16 protein-coding genes are annotated in these 17,782 nt (G+C 59.4%); 11 read left to right on the forward strand and 5 right to left on the reverse strand.

From position 1 onward, the window contains the following. The 3 genes from MRBLMU1_RS00005 to tnpC form a co-directional block, all read left to right on the forward strand. Positions 1-88 (forward strand): integrase core domain-containing protein (locus tag MRBLMU1_RS00005; RefSeq protein WP_161051113.1); only part of this gene is annotated, 88 nt, incomplete at its 5' end. Positions 89-157: 69 nt separating this feature from the next. Beyond that, positions 158-505, forward strand: coding sequence for an IS66 family insertion sequence element accessory protein TnpB (tnpB, locus tag MRBLMU1_RS00010; protein ID WP_363495136.1), 348 nt, complete (start codon positions 158-160; stop codon positions 503-505). 29 nt (positions 506-534) lie between these two features. Continuing rightward, positions 535-2,127: an IS66 family transposase gene (tnpC, locus tag MRBLMU1_RS00015; protein WP_363495139.1), complete on the forward strand. Its 1,593-nt coding sequence runs from the start codon at positions 535-537 to the stop codon at positions 2,125-2,127. Positions 2,128-2,179: 52 nt separating this feature from the next. Here the strand turns inward: tnpC and MRBLMU1_RS00020 are convergent, their stop codons facing one another. Together MRBLMU1_RS00020 and MRBLMU1_RS00025 are read right to left on the reverse strand one after the other, a co-directional pair. Further along, positions 2,180-3,277 carry an NADH:flavin oxidoreductase gene (locus MRBLMU1_RS00020; RefSeq protein WP_315393994.1) on the reverse strand — a complete coding sequence of 366 codons (1,098 nt, stop codon included), beginning with the start codon at positions 3,275-3,277 and terminating at the stop codon, positions 2,180-2,182. 59 nt (positions 3,278-3,336) lie between these two features. Next, positions 3,337-4,260, reverse strand: coding sequence for an alpha/beta hydrolase (locus MRBLMU1_RS00025; protein ID WP_315393996.1), 924 nt, complete (start codon positions 4,258-4,260; stop codon positions 3,337-3,339). 126 nt (positions 4,261-4,386) lie between these two features. On the opposite strand from MRBLMU1_RS00025, the gene MRBLMU1_RS00030 reads away from it, so the two are divergent. The 3 genes from MRBLMU1_RS00030 (at position 4,387) to MRBLMU1_RS00040 (ending at position 8,586) form a co-directional block, all read left to right on the forward strand. After that, a complete protein-coding gene (locus MRBLMU1_RS00030) occupies positions 4,387-5,304 on the forward strand; it encodes a LysR family transcriptional regulator (RefSeq protein WP_363495142.1) in 918 nt (305 codons plus the stop codon). Between the two features lie 1,029 nt (positions 5,305-6,333). After that, positions 6,334-7,515: a hypothetical protein gene (locus MRBLMU1_RS00035; protein WP_363495145.1), complete on the forward strand. Its 1,182-nt coding sequence runs from the start codon at positions 6,334-6,336 to the stop codon at positions 7,513-7,515. A 216-nt stretch (positions 7,516-7,731) separates the two neighbouring features. Then, positions 7,732-8,586 carry a DUF2971 domain-containing protein gene (locus MRBLMU1_RS00040; RefSeq protein WP_363495148.1) on the forward strand — a complete coding sequence of 285 codons (855 nt, stop codon included), beginning with the start codon at positions 7,732-7,734 and terminating at the stop codon, positions 8,584-8,586. Positions 8,587-9,266: 680 nt separating this feature from the next. Here the strand turns inward: MRBLMU1_RS00040 and MRBLMU1_RS00045 are convergent. Together MRBLMU1_RS00045 and MRBLMU1_RS00050 are read right to left on the reverse strand one after the other, a co-directional pair. Next, complete coding sequence (locus MRBLMU1_RS00045) at positions 9,267-10,457, reverse strand: PQQ-dependent sugar dehydrogenase (RefSeq protein ID WP_363495151.1); 1,191 nt, start codon at positions 10,455-10,457, stop codon at positions 9,267-9,269. A 63-nt stretch (positions 10,458-10,520) separates the two neighbouring features. After that, a complete protein-coding gene (locus tag MRBLMU1_RS00050) occupies positions 10,521-12,713 on the reverse strand; it encodes a TonB-dependent receptor (protein WP_363495154.1) in 2,193 nt (730 codons plus the stop codon). A 130-nt stretch (positions 12,714-12,843) separates the two neighbouring features. Here MRBLMU1_RS00050 and MRBLMU1_RS00055 point away from each other — a divergent pair, with 130 nt between their 5' ends. Continuing rightward, a complete protein-coding gene (locus MRBLMU1_RS00055; protein WP_363495157.1) occupies positions 12,844-14,016 on the forward strand; it encodes a PepSY-associated TM helix domain-containing protein in 1,173 nt (390 codons plus the stop codon). Continuing rightward, positions 14,013-14,186, forward strand: coding sequence for a hypothetical protein (locus MRBLMU1_RS00060; RefSeq protein WP_363495160.1), 174 nt, complete (start codon positions 14,013-14,015; stop codon positions 14,184-14,186). Before MRBLMU1_RS00055 ends, MRBLMU1_RS00060 begins: the two co-directional genes overlap by 4 nt. 12 nt (positions 14,187-14,198) lie before the next feature. On the opposite strand, the gene MRBLMU1_RS00065 is transcribed toward MRBLMU1_RS00060, so the two are convergent. Then, entirely contained in the window at positions 14,199-14,648 is a 450-nt protein-coding gene (locus MRBLMU1_RS00065) for a hypothetical protein (RefSeq protein WP_363495163.1), read from the reverse strand. Positions 14,649-14,845: 197 nt separating this feature from the next. Here MRBLMU1_RS00065 and MRBLMU1_RS00070 point away from each other — a divergent pair, with 197 nt between their 5' ends. The 3 genes from MRBLMU1_RS00070 to fabI are packed head-to-tail and all read left to right on the forward strand — an operon-like array spanning position 14,846 to position 17,776. Beyond that, a complete protein-coding gene (locus MRBLMU1_RS00070; RefSeq protein ID WP_363495166.1) occupies positions 14,846-15,805 on the forward strand; it encodes a phosphate acetyltransferase in 960 nt (319 codons plus the stop codon). A gap of 4 nt (positions 15,806-15,809) precedes the next feature. Continuing rightward, positions 15,810-17,003 (forward strand): acetate/propionate family kinase, encoded by a 1,194-nt coding sequence (locus MRBLMU1_RS00075; RefSeq protein ID WP_363495169.1) that lies wholly within the window; start codon positions 15,810-15,812, stop codon positions 17,001-17,003. Then, entirely contained in the window at positions 17,000-17,776 is a 777-nt protein-coding gene (gene fabI / locus MRBLMU1_RS00080; protein ID WP_363495172.1) for an enoyl-ACP reductase FabI, read from the forward strand. Before MRBLMU1_RS00075 ends, fabI begins: the two co-directional genes overlap by 4 nt. The last annotated feature ends 6 nt before the right edge of the window (positions 17,777-17,782 follow it).

Consider the following 17,782-nt stretch of genomic DNA (forward strand, 5'->3'; position numbering starts at 1 on the left):
GCGCTGGTTATGGACATACAATCACGACCGGCCACACATGGCACTCGGCGGCATTACGCCGATTCAGAAATTGGCCCTCGCCGCATAGCCTCTACTTCTGGTGCGCATCATTAATGGGGGGATTACCGCTGCGGCTGGTACTGCAAAGCCTGCGCGCATGATTGGCCTTCCTGCCGGCACCCGGATCTGGCTCGCCGCCGGCATCACCGATATGCGCGCTGGCATGAACGGGCTGGCGGCCAAGGTAGAGACTGCGCTGGCCGACGATCCTTTCAGCGGCCACCTCTTCGTGTTCCGTGGCCGGCGCGGCGACATGATCAAGGTGCTGTGGTGGACTGGCGATGGCCTGTGCTTGCTGGCTAAGCGTCTTGAGCGGGGACGCTTCGTGTGGCCGCAGGCCGACAGCGGTAGCGTGGCACTGACGCAAGCCCAGCTTTCCATGCTGTTGGAGGGAATCGACTGGCGCCGACCAGAGCGCACCTGGCGGCCGACATCGGCCTTGTAAACGTCATCGGCCTCGCGTAAACTCGCTTCATGCTCACTGCCGCCGACCTCCCTGACGATATCGCTGCCCTGAAGGCATTGCTATTGCCAAGCGAATGTCGCGTTCAAGAGCGCGATGACCAAGTCGCAGGACTGGAAGCGCAGTTGAACACGCGCGCCGCCGAGATCGAGCATCTCAAGCTGTGGATCTCCAAGCTGCGGCGCATGCAGTTCGGCCGCAAGTCCGAGAAACTGGACCATCAGATCGAGCAGCTGGAACTGCAGCTGGAGGATCTGCAAGCCGATGAAGGCGAGGTGGTGAAGGCGATACCTGAAACGGACCGGGCACCACGCAACAAGCCTGTACGCAAGCCGCTGCCTGACCACCTGCCTCGCGATGAAAAGGTCCATCTGCCCACCGCCGACGCGTGCCCGTCTTGCGGTGGTGGACTGCGCTTTTTGGGCGAGGACGTGGCCGAACAGCTCGAATATGTACCGGCCAGTTTCCGAGTAATACGCCATGTGCGTCCCAAGCTCGCTTGCAGCTGCTGCGACGCCATCGTGCAAGCGCCGGCGCCGAGCCGCCCGATCGAACGCGGCATCGCCGGACCCGGTTTGCTGGCACATGTCCTGGTGGCGAAGTTCGCCGACCACTTGCCGCTCTACCGCCAGAGCGTGATCTATGCACGGGAAGGCGTGGATCTGGATCGCGCACTGCTGGCACGCTGGGTTGGTGCCGCCAGCGCCTTACTGCGACCACTGGTTGATGCCATCAGGCGTCATGTGCTGGCGGCCACCAAGTTGCATGCTGACGATACGCCGATCCCGGTGCTCGCTCCCGGCAATGGCAAAACCAAGACTTCCCGACTGTGGACGTACGTGCGCGATGACCGGCCAAGCGGCGACACGGCGCCAGCCGCAGTTTGGTTCGCCTACTCGCCGGATCGCAAGGGCATCCGTCCGCAAACCCACCTGGCTGGGTTCAGGGGCGTGCTGCAAGCGGACGCCTACGCCGGCTTCAACGCGCTCTATGAAAGCGGCGCGATCCAAGAAGCGGCATGTTGGGCCCATGCGCGGCGTAAGTTCTATGATCTGCACGAAGCGCAGCCATCAGCGCTGACGACGGAGGCGCTGCGCAGGATCGCCGAACTCTACGTCATCGAGGTCGATATTCGAGGTAAGCCGCCCGATCAACGGCGACAAGCTAGGCAAACCAAGGCCAAGCCTTTGCTCGACGACCTTGAACACTGGCTTCGTGCCGCGCTTGAGAAGCTGTCGCGCAAATCCGATACCTCGGCGGCCATCCTGTACTCGCTCAAACTGTGGCCGGCACTGACACGCTATTGCGATGATGGCGCCATCGACATCGATAACTCCGCCGCCGAGCGCGCCCTGCGGGGCGTCGCTATTGGCCGCCGCAACTACCTGTTTGCCGGAGCTGACAGCGGCGGCGAACGCGCCGCCGCGATCTACTCCCTGATCGGAACCGCCAAGCTCAATGGTGTCGACGCTGAGGCTTGGCTACGGTACGTGCTCGCCCGCATTGCCGATCACCCCGTCAATCGGGTGGACGAATTGCTGCCTTGGAACTGCGTCGTTCAGCTCAATGATACTTTGCCGTTTGGCGACTCCCATTCTTCGTAGGTGATTGGCACGTTAGCGGCCATGTCCCATACCATCGAGTGATACTGGACACCTAAAGACTTGCCAACGAAGCTGGGTTAAACGGCATAATCTCAGAGAAATTATCGCGCTTGACCTTTGATGGCCAGTCAGCATCGGCAATTAGTGCCCGGCCTACGGCGACCAAATCGAATTCATGACGTTTCAGCCGTCGTTCGAGTTCGCCAAGGTCGGTTACCGCTGCACTTTCACCTTTGAACGCATGGGTAAAGTCGTTACCCTGGAGCCCCACAGAGCCGACCGTGATGGTAGGCTTGCCTGTGATTTTCTTGGCCCAACCTGCCAGATTGAGGTTGGAGCAATTGAACTCCGGCTCCCAGAAGCGGCGTGTTGAGCAGTGGAAGATGTCTACCCCGGCTAACGCCAGCGGCTCCAGTAATGCAGAAAGCTCCAATGGATTATTAGCCAGTCTGGCGTTATAGTCCTGCTGTTTCCACTGCGAAAAGCGAAATATGATGTTGAAGTCCGATCCCACGCGTTGTCTTACCGCATGTATAACTTCCCTGGCGAATCTCGTGCGGTCAATTATGTCGCCGCCATATCGATCGGTACGTCGATTGGATTGGGCCCAGAAGAATTGATCGATAAGATAGCCATGGGCGCCATGTAACTCAATTGCGTCGAAACCAATTTCCTTGGCCTTCGCTGCGGCATTGGCAAAGGCACTGATGGTGTCGGCTATGTCAACGTCGGTCATCGGCTCCGACAGCTCTTCGCCAGCTGCTGATAAACCGGAGGGGCCTTCGGATGAAGTACCAGGATTGGGACCGGAGCCAGGCACTCGAGCCATGCCCATATGCCAGAGTTGCGGTGCTATCTTGCCCCCGGCCGCATGAACTTGCCCCACCACGCGCGCCCAAGCGTCTAGGCTTTCGCTGGTGTGAAAGTTAGGAATTTGCGAGTCGTTCGACGCGCTCGGCCGGTTGATGGTCGTACCTTCTGTAATGATTAGGCCGACACCACCTTCCACACGGCGGCGGTAGTATGAAGCTACTTCATTTGTCGGTACACCGTTCGGAGACTTGGCACGGGTCATGGGTGCCATGACGATGCGATTTCCCAATGATAGATTCTTGTTGCGGAACGTCGAAAACAGCGGATGGGATGGCATCGTTATCTCCTTTGGTGTCGGTGAAATCGAAAAGATCGGAGTTCGCCGGTGGTCGCCGGTTATTTTGCGGATCCTACGGTTTCAGAAATAAACCGTGCAGACTCGCGCAGTGCTTGTTCTGCTTCCGGCAAGAAGCTCTGGAAGAAATGCCAAGCATGGGGCATCTGTGGCCAGACCTCGAGATTGACCCGCACCCGGTTCTCGGCTAAATGGCTGGCCAAGCGAATGGCATCGCTAAGCATCAGTTCGTTCTCACCGATTTGCACCAGTATCGGTGGCAGACCTGTGACGTCGGCGAATACCGGCGAGGCCAGTGGATGGTTGGGCAACGCGCCTGCGAGGAAGGTTCGGGCCAGCAGGTCCAGCAACGGCTTGGTGTTGAGCGGATCGAGACCTTCACGATTCGTCATCGACGCACCAGTGTGTTCGAGGTTGGCCCATGGCGAAATAGCGACGCCAGCAGCTGGTAACGGCAGCCCCTTATGCTTGGCGGCCACCATGACACTGACGACCATGGCGCCACCAGCAGACTCACCCGCGAAGGCTATTTTTCGTGCGGGGATACCTTGTTCCAGCAGCCATTCGTAAGCTCGCAGCCCATCGTCAATTGCAGCGGGGAAAGGATGCTCAGGCGCGAGGCGGTAGTCGGGAATGTAGACGCGGGCGCCGAGCAGCTTTGCGTAGTTGCCGCCAATACCGCGATATCCGGCCGGCTCACCGACGATATAGGCACCGCCGTGAATATAGACGAGGACGATGTCGGAATTTTGCTCATCGGGTAGCGCCAGCGTAGCCGGCACGCCACCCATATTGACCTCCTCAAACCGCACTCCTTGCGGCGGCTTCTGCTGCGCCTGAAAAGTGGTGTACGAAGCGCGCACCTGCGCCATTGAAGCGGTTTCGTCGCTGCCACTCAGGACCGGCACCAAGTTAACCAGGCTGTCTGCCCAGCCGCTCATTGCACGTGTTAATTCGTCATTCATAATCATCCTTGGTTATTTGCTTCAAATCGAAACGAATTGATATATTATCCAAAGGATTGGGGAATGTGCTTCCCTACACAGCGGCCTCGCCGCATGCCGATCCACCTAGGCTAGAAAGGCACGTCGATGGAAGTAACTAACCTGAATGACATTGCAGCCTTCGCCAGCGTGGTGAAGCACGGCAGCTATACGATGGCAGCTAAGCAATTAGGTCTGACGCGCTCGGCAATAGGAAAATCGGTCGTGCGTCTGGAGCAGCGCCTGCAGGTCCGACTGCTTAACCGGACCACTAGGAGTCTGAGTTTGACCGATGACGGCAGGGTGCTATATGAGACTTGCGTCACTATTTTGGAGGAGCTGGAAGGGGTAGAGAGCGCGCTGGCACAACGTAGCGGCACGCCCCAAGGTCAGATGCGTATCAGTCTGCCGGTCGCCCTGGGCCGCTTGCATGTGATGCCGGTGATCGCCGCATTCCTCAAGAAATGGGAAATGGTCACGATCGAGGCGAGTCTGTCGGATCGCGTGGTGGATTTGATTGATGAGCGATTTGATCTGGCAGTCAGAATCGGCATACCCAAGGACGATTCTCGGCTGTTGACGCGCACCCTTGCGCACCAGCAAATGATCACCTGCGCCGCACCCGAGTACCTGCTTCGCCATGGAAAACCCGCATCGCCGAAGGAACTGCACACATTTCGATGCCTGCATTTTGTTGCTGAAGGACGAGTTCTACCATGGAACTTCAGTTACGCTGGCGACAAAGTTTCCGTCATCAATGAGGGAGCACTGCATCTGGATAATGCGGAAGCGATCAAAGTTGCAGCCTTGGCTGGCCTTGGCATCGCCAAATTACCCAGCTACATTGTGGCAGATGATCTACGCAACGGAATGCTGCAAACGGTACTAGGCGAATTTTCCGAGCCGCCCGAACCCATACGCATCGTTTATCCTAGTAAACGGCATATATCGCCAAAAATCCGGTGCTTCATCGACGAACTGGTCAGTCATTGGCATCCTGTTCCATGGGAATTGACCTCTGTGTAAGAGAGAACCTCGCTTTTATCGCATATAGCAAAATCTCGGCCGACCGATGCAGCACCGCTCTAGGGATTCAGTTTGAAACCACAGGTTGACCACAGCAGCTGGAAAGTCAACGACGGCCCTCACGTCACGCTTACTGATGAACTGTCAGAAGTTCCTTCTGTTCGTAATCAGGCATTACGCCTGAACATTCGAAGAACAGGTGTATCTCCGAGTGACAGTGCAGATACGACGGTCAATGAACGGTTACAGGTGCTTCGACGGGACGGCAGGGTTACGTACGATTCGGCGACAAGTCGCTGGTGCACTATCTAATCGTCACGAGCTTTTACATTCAACCCATGAGCTACGGCTCGAAAAATGGTGGATGTCCGCTCTGGGGCGTTAGCACAGTCGGCTCTTGGTACTGAATACCGGCCGCAACGGGTCGACTTCAGCCTGGACGTGACAAATGAACTTTTCATGCAGGCAAGATGCTATCCTGACCATCCAGGCGGCATCCGGAGCCAAGACCGGCCGTTAGGTCGCTGCACAAGAATTTCAGAGATTTGAAACGGCGGAAAATGATGAGAGTGCTTGATCACGAGCCCCAATGGTGGTTTTTGCTGGAAGAGGATGTGTCGCTTTTCTTGGATGTAAATTGCGCTCACAGCTTCGTGGGTTACGGCTTTTTGCTTGAGCTAAGCGCGGAAGAGCATAGAGCGTATAAACACCTCGGACGAGAGTTTATCAGTCGGCTAGCAGCCGAGATCCAGGACGGTGCGCCAATCGTCAAAGGTAGCACTTCCCGGTTTAAAGGGCGGAACCTGTCGCGCACGCACTCGGACAAGGTTACGAAAGGAAGCCGCGTGCTCACGAGTTGCTCAAAGACGATCCGATAGTGGCACTAGAGATTATCGGATTCGTGAATTTTTAGCGAAGACAGTGGATCGTGCAAAGCGTCTGTGACATCGAATTATCTTCTTATGGTCCCCTAAAGCTGCCTGCACACCGCTAAGACTTCTGTCTTGCATAATTTTTTAAGAGGAATCAATGTTTGACAGAATAGTGCTGCGCCGATCGGAAGATGGAAGCCCAATTTCTCAAGGACAGCTAGCTGAAGCAATGCTGTACTATCAGAATGTTCATGTTGTATTCGATCCGGGAACTTTGCAAGAATTGATAAAGTCGATTGGGACAGATCTCATTCTTACTTTGCTTAAACGAGGCGGTATCTCAGCGGTTTATTGCGACGAAATGCTCGGAACAAATACGGAAGGGTCAGCCGCAACACAATGTCATAATTACATTGCATTCACGCTAACCGCAGATGCTGATGGTCGGTCCTTTGGATCTGCAGCAGATCGTATCGAGCACAATATGCGCAGGGTTGGAATTTCGGGAAAACCAGCAAAAGATTTCATTAGGAAATTTTTGGACAGGGTCCCAATTCGGACATTTAGTGGTAACCATTATGTAAAAGGCGGAATCATCGGTGCAGCGAATGTGGATTTGCAAGACAACGATTACGTCCAATCAGCAGCCAGGAATTTCATAAAAACCACCTCTGGTGGGTACATACCGAGTACAGATTTCAAGTTTGAAATCCTTAATTCCGATATGGGGCATTTTGTCTTTACCAACACGGACTTCAATGCCATAAATAGAGCTCGTTCTAGAATGCTGCCTCCGCAAGATCCACTGACGCCAGCACATGTTCTTAGTGGCATATTGGATGCGCGAGCGGACCTCATGATGGCCGCATTCTATGGTGGCGATTTTGCTACCTCGGAGTGTACATCAGCCATTATTCAGTTGAAACACTCTGAACTGCTCCGTAGGATGGAAATCAATGATCGAGAGAGAGTGGGATTTACCGAAATTGTACTACCTGATGCTCCTGCCGTTGCAGAGGTAATTAACAGCGGGGAACGGAGTTTTGAGGAATTTCTTAAGTTACTTGATCAATCGAGACGCTTTAAAGAATGGCTGCACAAAGCAAATCCTGACGAAAACTTGGTAAGTAGGTACCTGAAAGATGTTACAAGAGAAGGCTGGATTGAGGGCACCAAAGCAAAAGGAATTCGCTACATGCTTACAACTGGAATCGATGCGTTGAATCCTGTTGCGGGAATTGTTGCTGGCCTTTCTGATACATTCGTTATTGATAAGTTGTTCAAAGGCTGGCGCCCAAATCATTTTATAGACAAGCGTCTTACTCCTTTTCTTAGATAATAGCGGATTTTAATATTTTCACTTCCGCTTTGCGGCGAGAACGGCCCATCGTAGCAGGACGTGGCGCTTTCTCTTTAGCAATTTTTTATACTGGCGCGATCGGCTGAGAACGGCCAAAAGTACACAGCCATTACGAGCTTCCTGCATCGTTTAGGTAGTTCGTCACAAGGCCGGATAAATTTGCGGTAACGGGTTAACTTGTAAAAAAAGACATTTATGCGTGAAACATTCAATGCCCCACTCGACAAGCCCCTGTATCACTACACTGGTATTGATGGCTTAATGGGAATGGCTAGCTCAGGAAAGCTCTGGGCCGGCAACATTCATTTTATGAACGATTCCGAAGAGCTAAAGCACGCCGTGAATCTGTTGGAAGAACACTTGAGTATTGCGGTGTCCACTTCGTCCGGTAACGACGTGAAACGGAGTCATCTTTGGAGCGCGTTAAGAGCGTGGGCCGAAGAGAAGTGTTACGAAGTCCAGGAACATCATCTTTACATCTTCTCGCTATCGGAAGTCCCAAGCTTGCTCAGCCAGTGGCGCAGCTACACACCACACGGTAAGGGCGTGAGCATCGGATATTCACCGCAGCTCTTGCAGCAGATCTGTAAGTCAAATACATGTCGTTTAGTAAAGTGTGTATATGATAATGCGGAAAAGTCGCGGTTGTTCACCGAATTCACAGAGCGACTGTACAAGAATTTGGAGGAGACAAATCCTGATTGCTTGCTGGACTTCTACGCTTGTCGCGAAGCGGTAGCTGCTGAATCCAAAAACATCTTTAAAGTACTTGCGTTAATCAAGCACCAAGCTTTCAGCGAAGAGCGAGAGTGGCGTTTGATATCAGACTACTACAGCGATCTGACAAATGCGGAGTTCCGACCAGGGTCAAGTATGCTGACTCCCTATTTGGAGTGGAAACTCCCAGATGCTGAATGGATGTACGAAGCCATTATCCTTGGGCCGACTCCACACCCACAACTAGCATGGAAGTCGCTGCGCGCAATGGCCTATAAGAAGAAACTCGCTAGAACAGTGACGTTCAGCGAAATACCCTATCGCGTTTGGTAGCCTACGTAAGTTGTTCTTGGCAAAAGCAGACAGATTTGAGAGCAGTCAAAAATTTTTACTGGCTCAAACTTGACCTGACTCCGAGTGTCAAATGGGTTAGAGTTCCGAGAGGTAGCATTCGGCCATGAGCGGCCTGACGCAATTTCGCTATTTATAGAGAGGCACCCGACAATGAAGAACTTTTTTACTCCTGCTTTCAGCGTGTGTATAGTCGCTTCCTCGATAATGGGTTGCGCTACAACGGGCACGGATGGAGTGGTCGAGATAGGCCAGAATTTGTATATGATCGGTGGGCTTGGCAATTTTACCGATTTTTCCAGCAGCGCAGTTAAAGCTCGGATGTTCCAAGACGCGACGAAGTTTTGTTCGGGGAAAGGGAAGCAAGTGGAACAGGTAGGCAGCACAGGAAAAGACTCGAGCTACGGCACTTATGCCTCTGCCGAAGTCCAGTTTCGTTGTGTATAGACGCCGCAATCGGCTGCGGAAGCAGACGTACGGCAGGAGGTCGGCGTTAAGATAACGGCCGTGTTCGCAGCCGTACTGATGCCAGGGCACAATCACTGCTACCGACACCGGCCGGTGGGTGCGCATACTAGCCGGAACCCGACCGGTCGGGGCAAGCTCGGCTGCAAACATAGTCTACTGGCATGGCATGCCCGCACCACACCGTTCCCGCTGGCCTACCTCTTCGGTGTCAGCATCAGCAGCCGGCCGCGCGGACCGTCTTCCAGCAGCCATAGCGCGCCATCCGGCCCGGTGCGCACGGCGCGGATTCGTTCGCCCATGTCCCAATGGTCCTCCTTGGTGGCGTTCTCGCCGTCGAGGGCGATGCGGTCCAGCGACTGGCCCGAGAGACCGGTGATGAAGAGGGAATTTTTCCACTTCGGGAACAGGTCCGCATCGTAGTAGGCGAGGCCGCCCGGTGAAATGGCCGGGTTCCAGGAAACTTTCGGGGCCTCGAAGCCGTCGCCGGGCGCGTGGTCGGGGATGTCCCGGCCGTCATAGTGGCTGCCATTCGATGCCCTCGGCCAGCCATAGTTGAGGGCTGGCTTGATCAGGTTGATCTCGTCGCCATGGCGCGGCCCCATCTCCATTTCCCACAGGCGCCCCTGCCTGTCGAAGGCGATGCCCAGCAGGTTGCGGTGGCCATACGACCAGACGGCTGCATGGAAGCCCTTGGCCGCGAGCGGGTTGCCGGCGGCCGGCGTGCCGTCGAGGTTCAGGCGCAGCACCTTGCCGAGCGTTGACCCGGGGTCCTGCGCTGGATCGAGAAGCTGGCGGTCGCCACTGGTGAAGAAGAGGTACTTGCCATCCGGCGAAAAGCCGATACGGCCCGAATAGTGCCCGCCAGTCGAAGCATCCTGGCCGCGGAAAATGGCCTTTGTATCCTTGAGCGTGCCGCCTGCCTGATCCAATGTCGCGGTGGCGAGCACGACCCGGCTGCTGGCACCGGGACCCGCCTCGGAGTAGCTGAAGTAGATCAGCTTGCTGGCCGCGAAATCGGGAGCGGGCACGATGTCCATGAGCGCGCCCTGGCCCTTGCTGCTGACGGCGGGTGTGCCGGACACTGTCCGCCTGGTACTGGTTGCGGGATCGAACAGGATCATCGCTCCTTCTTTTTGCGTAACCAGCACGTTGCCGTTGGGCAGGAATGCCATTGCCCATGGGCTCTTGAATGCGCCGACCGGCTTGACCTCGAAAGGCAGGCCGCCGGTCGCGGAGGCGCTGGACTGCGCGTTCGCGGCTGCCGGGGCGGCGGCGAACGCGAGCAGGGTGAGCGAGAAAGTGGTGGCAAGGCCGAGCATGCTCATATTCATGTTTTCCAGATCTCCATTCGCGTATTGATGCCAGGTTGTTGGGGCGAAAAGCACTGCTGGTCCATAGGGGCGTTGGGGAGTGTAGAGCAAAACTCCCTCAAATATCGCGGATTCACATCAAAAGTCGACCGTCGCCGACAACACCGCCGTACGCGGCGACCCGAGCACCAGATACCCCGAACCCGGATATCCGCCGGCCGACGCCCAGTAGCTCTTGTCCGCGACGTTGTCGATCCGCGCGCGGAAGGTAACCTTGCGGTCCGCGATGGTGGCGACATAGCTCGCGCCGATATCCAACCGGCTCCACGACGGCAACTCCTGCAGATTCGCGCCATCGGCGTACTGCGACGACGTGTACAACGCCCGCGCATTCAGGTTCAGACCGCGCACGCCCGGCACATCCCACTCCGCGCCGATGTTCAGCTGCGTCTTCGGCACGCCGATCACGTCGTTGCCTTGATTGACGCCGCCGGCTGTGACGCGCTGCTCGGCGTCGAGCAAAGTCAAGCCGCCCAGCACGCGCAGGCCGCGCGTCGGCACGCCGAACACGGTCATTTCCAGGCCACGGTTACGCTGCTCGCCGAACACGCCGAAGATCCTGTTTTGCACGTAGGCCGATGGCTGCTTGGTGCTGAACACCGCCGCGCTGGCGCCCACCGTGCCGATATCGTACTTGACGCCGATTTCCTTTTGCTTCGATACGCACGGCGCGAACGCCTGTCCGATATTGTCGACGTCACCGGACGCCACCGGCCCCTGTTGCAGGCCTTCGGTATAGTTCGCGTACAGCGACACCGCTTTCACGGGACGGTAGACGATGCCGGCCATCGGCGTGTTCTTGCTTTGATCGTAGTGCGACAGCGAGGCGCCGGAGTCGTAGTCGTAGCTGTCGGACTTGATGGTCTGGCGGCGCACGCCGACGGTCAGCAGCACCTTATCGTCCAGCATGGACAGCGTGTCCGCCAGCGCGTAGCTGGACAGGATCGATTTGGCGGTCAGCTTGGGATCGTTCATGGCGCCACCGGTGAAGTAATCGGCGACCGGCGCCGCCACATCGACCGGATTGAAGATATTGGTCGCGAAGCCGGCGAAGTTACTGAATGCGTAGGCGTTGCGCGACTCCGTCCAGAACCCCGACGCCGTCGCGCTCAGGCTATGGCCGATGGCGCCGGTGCGCAGCTTGGTGCGTACGCCGATTTCGCCGGTGCGCACGCTGTCGTGGCGCACGTTGTCGAAGCGATACATGCTGGCCGCGCCGCCGGTACTGCCGACGGTCGGTTCGGCGATGATGTTAGACTCGTCGCCGCTGCGCGCGCCCAGCGCTGCCCACGCCACCGTGTCCTTGGCCAGATCGACTTCGCCGCGTAAGGTGCCGAAGGTGTCGCGCTCCTTCGAGTGGGTCCACTTCTGCGCCCAGTTGCTGTCCGAGTCCGGCGCGGAGGGCAGGGCGACGCCCTGGCTGACGGTCACGCTCGGGCGCGCGCCTTGCAGGTTGTGGTTCTGGTAGCCGACATCGGCCGACAGGCGGAAGCCGCGTCCCTGGAAGTCGACGCCGACGGAGGCCACCGACAACTCGCGCTTCTCGCCGTCAATGGGCGTGTCGCCGTCGCGGCGCACCGCGTTGACGCGGATGCCGGTGTTGCCGTTCTCGCCGAAGCGGCGGCCGATGTCGACCGCGCCGTAACCCTGGCCGCCGCTATCGACGCCGACCGTTAGCTGCGTCAGCGGGTTGTTGCTGGCGCGCTTGGGCAGCAGGTTGATCGAGCCGCCCACGCCACCGCCGCCAGGCGCCGCGCCGTTGATGAAGGAGTTCGCGCCGCGCAGCACTTCCACGCGTTCGAGCAGTTCGGAGGCGACGAACTGGCGCGGCAGCAGGCCGAATAGACCGTTGTAGGCCAGATCGTCCGAGTTGACCGGGAAGCCGCGTATCACATACAGCTCCTGGTAGTTGCCGAACCCGCGCGCGACGCGCACCGACGGGTCGTTTTGCAGCACGTCGGCGACGCTGCGCGCCTGCTGGTCCTGGATCACGGCCTGGGTGAAGTTGAGCGTATTAAACGGCGTATCCATCATGTCCACATTGCCCAGCAGGCCAAGACGGCCGCCGCGCGCGACCTGGCCGCCGGCGTAATCCTTGGTCAAGCCGTCGGCCGACGCATCCGCCGAGGCGCTGACGACCACGGTCTGGATCTTGCCCTCGGCGACATCGGCCGCCGCGCCTGCGGCGGTTTGATCTTGCGCGCCGGCGGCGCCGGCCATGAGCATCGCGGCCAGCGCGAAGGGGGACAATTTCAGATTTGGAGTGGGCATGATTCGTTTAATTTTTGGTAAGTAAATGAGAGTGATTCTCAATTATAGCGCTGGAGGCCGCAGTATTGCTACTAAATGAGAGTGATTTGCATTATCATTGTAATTTCCGGTTTGCCGACTCACTTTCAAAATGACACCCGTTACCGTCCGCCGCTGGGCCTGGATCCATAAATGGAGCAGCCTGGTCTGCACCGTGTTCATGCTGCTGCTGTGCCTGACCGGCTTGCCGCTGATCTATCACCACGAAATCGACCACCTGCTAGGCAACGCCATCGAGGCGCCGAAGATGGCGCCGGACACCCCCAAGGCCGATCTTGACGCCGTCATCGCCGCCGGCAAGGCGCGCTATCCGAACAAGCTGGTGATGTACATGTCGCAGGAGGCGGACGAGCGCGAGATCTGGTATCTGACGATGGGCGACCATCCGACCGACGAGGCCTTCAAGTCGGTCGCCGTCGATGCGCGCACCGCCAAGGTGCTGGCCGAACCGAGTTTCGAGGGAACTTTCCTGGGCGTGATGTTCCACCTGCACGTCGATCTGTACGCGGGTCTGTGGGGCAAATTGTTCCTCGGATTTATGGGACTGTTGCTGGTGGTGGCGATCATTTCCGGCGTCGTGCTGTACGCGCCGTTCATGCGCAAGCTGGAATTCGGCCAAGTCCGGCGCGAACGCGGTCCGCGCGTGAAATGGCTGGACCTGCACAATATGCTGGGCATCGTCACGCTGACCTGGGCGCTGGTGGTGGGCGCCACCGGCATGATCAACACCTGGGCCGACTTGCTGGTCAAGTACTGGCAAGCCACCGAAATGGCCGAGATGACCGCGCCGTACAAGGATCTGGCGTTGCCGAGCAAGCTGGGTTCGATGCAGAAGGCGATGGACAACGCCGTCGCCGCCGAGCCGGGCATGCAGGTGGCCTTTGTCGCCTTCCCGGGCACTGCGTTCTCCAGCCCGCATCACTACGGCATCTTCATGCACGGCAACGAGGCACTGACGTCGCGCCTGTACAAGCCGGTGCTGATCGATGCGCAAACCAGCGAGATCACCGATCGCCGCAAGTTGCCGTGGTACTTGACGGCGCTGCTGGTGTCGCAGCCGCTGCACTTCGGCGACTACGGCGGCGCGTGGATGCAGTTCCTGTGGGCGATGCTCGATATCGCCACCATCTTCGTGCTGGGCAGCGGTTTGTATCTGTGGTTGAGGCGCGGGGTGCAGGCCAGGGCGCCGGCCCGCCAGGAAGACGAGGATGTCACCGCGGAACGACAGGCACCTGCCTATGCGGCCGAAGGGGAGGCGCGATGAGCGGCGCGGGTTCCTTCCGCCGCATGTGGGGAGCGCCGATCACGCTGGCGATACTGACGGCGATCGGCCTGATTTCGGCGTTGCTGGGCGACGGCGTGTGGGATTACGTATCCGCCGTCGCGCTCGGTGTTCCGACCATCGCCTGCGCCTGGTACGGGTTGCGCCGCTGAGTTGCTGCCTGGCTAACCGGCCAGGTTCCGCAAGCCTTGCTGTGGCCGCTTTTCCATCAGCAGCGGCAGTAATTGCGTGGTCAGTTCGTTCAGCTCCGCGCCTCCGCGCTCCCGGATTTTGTTCACCTGCGCGACGATCTGGTCGTGCGCCAAGGTGTACTCGACGGTTTTGAGCATCTCGATGCGGCCGCGGATGCGCCGCAAGTCGTCGACCGCCTTGGGCTCGGCGGTCAGTGCCGTTTTTTCGACGATCGCCAGCAACACGTCGGTGATCAACCCGAGCTGTTTGCCGTACGACGCGACGCCGGTGAAGGCCTTCTCTTCAATTGCCGCGTTGCCTGCACCGGGGGTAATCCAGTGTGAGAACCACGTCAGATCGGGGTCGATCTGTTGCATTACTCCACCGCTCCAGGGGAAGTAAAATTGTGGCGACCAGGTCCAGAATGAAAGTGGCGATGTCATGATGACTCCTTTAATTGTGGGTGTTACGCTCGGTTAGACAGGACTCATCAGTAAAGTTCAAAGTATATGACTGATAATTGATGTGGATTTGGAGCAATCCGAGTCGCCCCGTCAGGGCATGACGCACCGCACAAACCAGCGGTTGCTTTATTTGCATGGATTGCTATCATTTGCCGGGTCATCCACCAGGAGTCCCAATGAATGCATCGACCAGGCAGCAATCCTCGCACCCCAACTACGACCGTTTGATCGCCGCCGCCCGCAACGCCGGGCCGGTGACGGTGGCCGTGGCCCATCCATGCGACCGCAACGCGCTGGAGGCGGCGCTCGATGCCGCCGAAATGGGCTTGATCAAGCCTATCCTGGTGGGGCCGCAGGCGCGCATCCGCCAGGCGGCCGACGAGGCGAAGTTCGATATCTCCGCGCTGACCTTGATCGATACCCCGCACAGCCACGCGTCGGCCGCGCGCGCGGTGGAGCTGGTGCGCGAGGGCAAGGCGCAGGCGCTGATGAAAGGCAGCCTGCACACCGATGAGTTGATGGGCGCCGTGGTGGCCGCCGACACCGGCCTGCGCACGGCGCGGCGCCTGAGCCACTGCTTCATCATGGATGTGCCGGGGCGCGGCGAGCCGTTGATCATCACCGACGCCGCCGTCAACATCAACCCGGGACTGAGCGAGAAGGTCGACATCGTGCAAAACGCGATCGATCTGGCGCGGGTGCTGAGGTTCGATCCGGTCAAGGTGGCGATCCTGGCCGCCGTCGAGACGGTGAGCGCCAAGATGCCGTCGACCATCGACGCGGCCGCCCTGTGCAAGATGGCCGACCGGGGCCAGATCACCGGCGCCATCCTCGACGGCCCGCTGGCGATGGACAACGCCATCGATCCGGAGGCGGCGGCGATCAAGAACCTGGTCTCGCCGGTGGCGGGGCAGGCCAATGTACTGATCGCGCCGGATCTGGAGGCGGGCAACATGCTGGCCAAGAGCCTGACCTTCATGGCCGGCGCCGGCGCGGCGGGCATCGTGCTGGGCGCGCGCGTGCCGGTCATCCTGACCAGCCGCGCGGACTCGGTGGAAGCGCGGCTGGCTTCCTGCGCGGTGGCGGTGCTGCTGGTGCACAGCAAGGCCTCCGCGCTCGCCGCCACAGGAGCCTGAGCTCATGGCGCCGAACGATTGCATCGTCGTCATCAACGCCGGTTCGTCCAGCATCAAGTTCTCGCTGTTCGACGGCCCCTCGCTGCGACCTGCGTTGCGCGGCAAGATCGAGAACCTGTATGCGGGCGTGACGCGCTTCATCGCCCAGGATGCGCAGGGCGCGACCGTCGGCGAGCGTAGCTGGCCGGATGCGCCCATCGATCACGAGGCCGGCATGCGTTTCCTGATCGATTTCGCGCAGACGCACCTCGATGGCAGGCGCGTGGCCGCCGTCGGCCACCGCATCGTGCATGGCGGCGTCGCCTACAGCGGGCCGCAACTGCTGGATCAAACCGTGGTGGCGCAGTTGGACCAGCTGGTGCCGCTGGCGCCGTTGCACCTGCCGCACAACCTGGCGCCGGTGCGGTCGATGATGGCGCTGGCGCCCGAGGTGCCGCAGGTGGGCTGCTTCGATACCGCCTTCCACGTCCGCCAGCCGGCGCGGGCGCAGGCGTTCGCGCTGCCGGCCAGGATCACGGATCTCGGCATCCGCCGATACGGTTTCCATGGCCTGTCCTATGAATATATCGCCAGCCGCCTGCCCGCGGCGGATCCCGCGCTGGCCGGCGCCAAGGTGGTGGCCGCGCACCTGGGCAACGGCGCCAGCATGTGCGCCATGTCGGCCGGGCGCAGCGTCGCCAGCACGATGGGCTTTACCGCCGTCGACGGCCTGCCGATGGGAACCCGCTGCGGCGACCTCGATCCCGGCGTGGTGCTGTACCTGATCGAGGAACTGGGCATGGATGTGGCGGCCGTCCAGAAGCTGCTGTACCAGGAATCTGGCCTGCTGGGCGTATCGGGCATCTCGGCCGATATGCGCACCCTGGAGGCCAGCGAAGATCCGCGCGCCAGGGCCGCCATCGACTTGATGGTCTACCGCATTGGCCGCGAACTCGGCTCGCTGGCCGCCGCGCTGGGTGGACTCGATGCGCTGGTGTTCTCGGGCGGCATAGGCGAGAACAGCGTCGCGGTGCGCGCCGCCGTCTGCCGCGACGCCGCCTGGCTCGGTGTGGAGCTGGACGCGGCGGCCAACGGCGCCAATCCGCGCGGCGTGGCCCGCATCAGCGCCGCCGGCAGCAAGGTCGCGGTATGGGTGGTGCCGGCCAACGAGGAACTGATGATCGCCCGCCACACCCTGGCGATGCTGGAGGATGCATGAACACTGAAACCGTTTTTCCCATTTTGGCCGGCAAGCGCGCCCTGGTGGTCGGCGTGGCGAACGAGCACTCGATCGCCTGGGGCTGCGCGCAGGCCTTTCGCAAGGCGGGCGCCGACGTGGTGCTCACCTATCTGAATGACAAGGCGTTGCCGCACGTGGCGCCGCTGGCGGCGCAAATCGACGCGCAACTGCTGCCGCTGGACGTGACCCAACCGGGTCGACTCGAAGCGTTGTTCGAGATCCTCGCAGGACAGGGCAAGCTCGATATCCTGGTTCACTCCATCGCCTTCGCGCCAAAGGCGGACCTGCAGGGCGGCCTGCTCGATTGTTCGCTGGACGGTTTCCTGCGGGCGATGGACGTGTCGTGCCATTCGTTCGTGCGGATGGCCAGGCTGGCGGTTCCACTGATGACGGACGGCGGCACCATGTTCGCGATGAGCTATCACGGCGCCAACAAGGTGGTGCCCAACTATAACGTCATGGGGCCGGTGAAGGCGGCGCTGGAGGCGTCCTGCCGCTATCTCGCCTATGAACTGGGGCCGCGCGGAATCCGGGTGCACGCGATTTCGCCGGGGCCGTTGAAGACGCGGGCGGCGTCGGGCCTGAAGGATTTCGACCGGCTGCTGAACGAGGCGGTCGCACGGGCGCCGCTGGGCGAGCTGGTCGACATCGACGATGTCGGTGCCACCTGCGCGTTTCTGGCGACGCCTTACGCGCACCGGCTCACCGGCAGCACCGTGTATGTCGACGGCGGGCTGAATATCGTCGCCTGAGCGATT

This window comes from Burkholderia sp. LMU1-1-1.1, from assembly GCF_040675865.1.
In the GTDB taxonomy this organism is placed as follows: Bacteria; Pseudomonadota; Gammaproteobacteria; order Burkholderiales; family Burkholderiaceae_D; genus Rugamonas.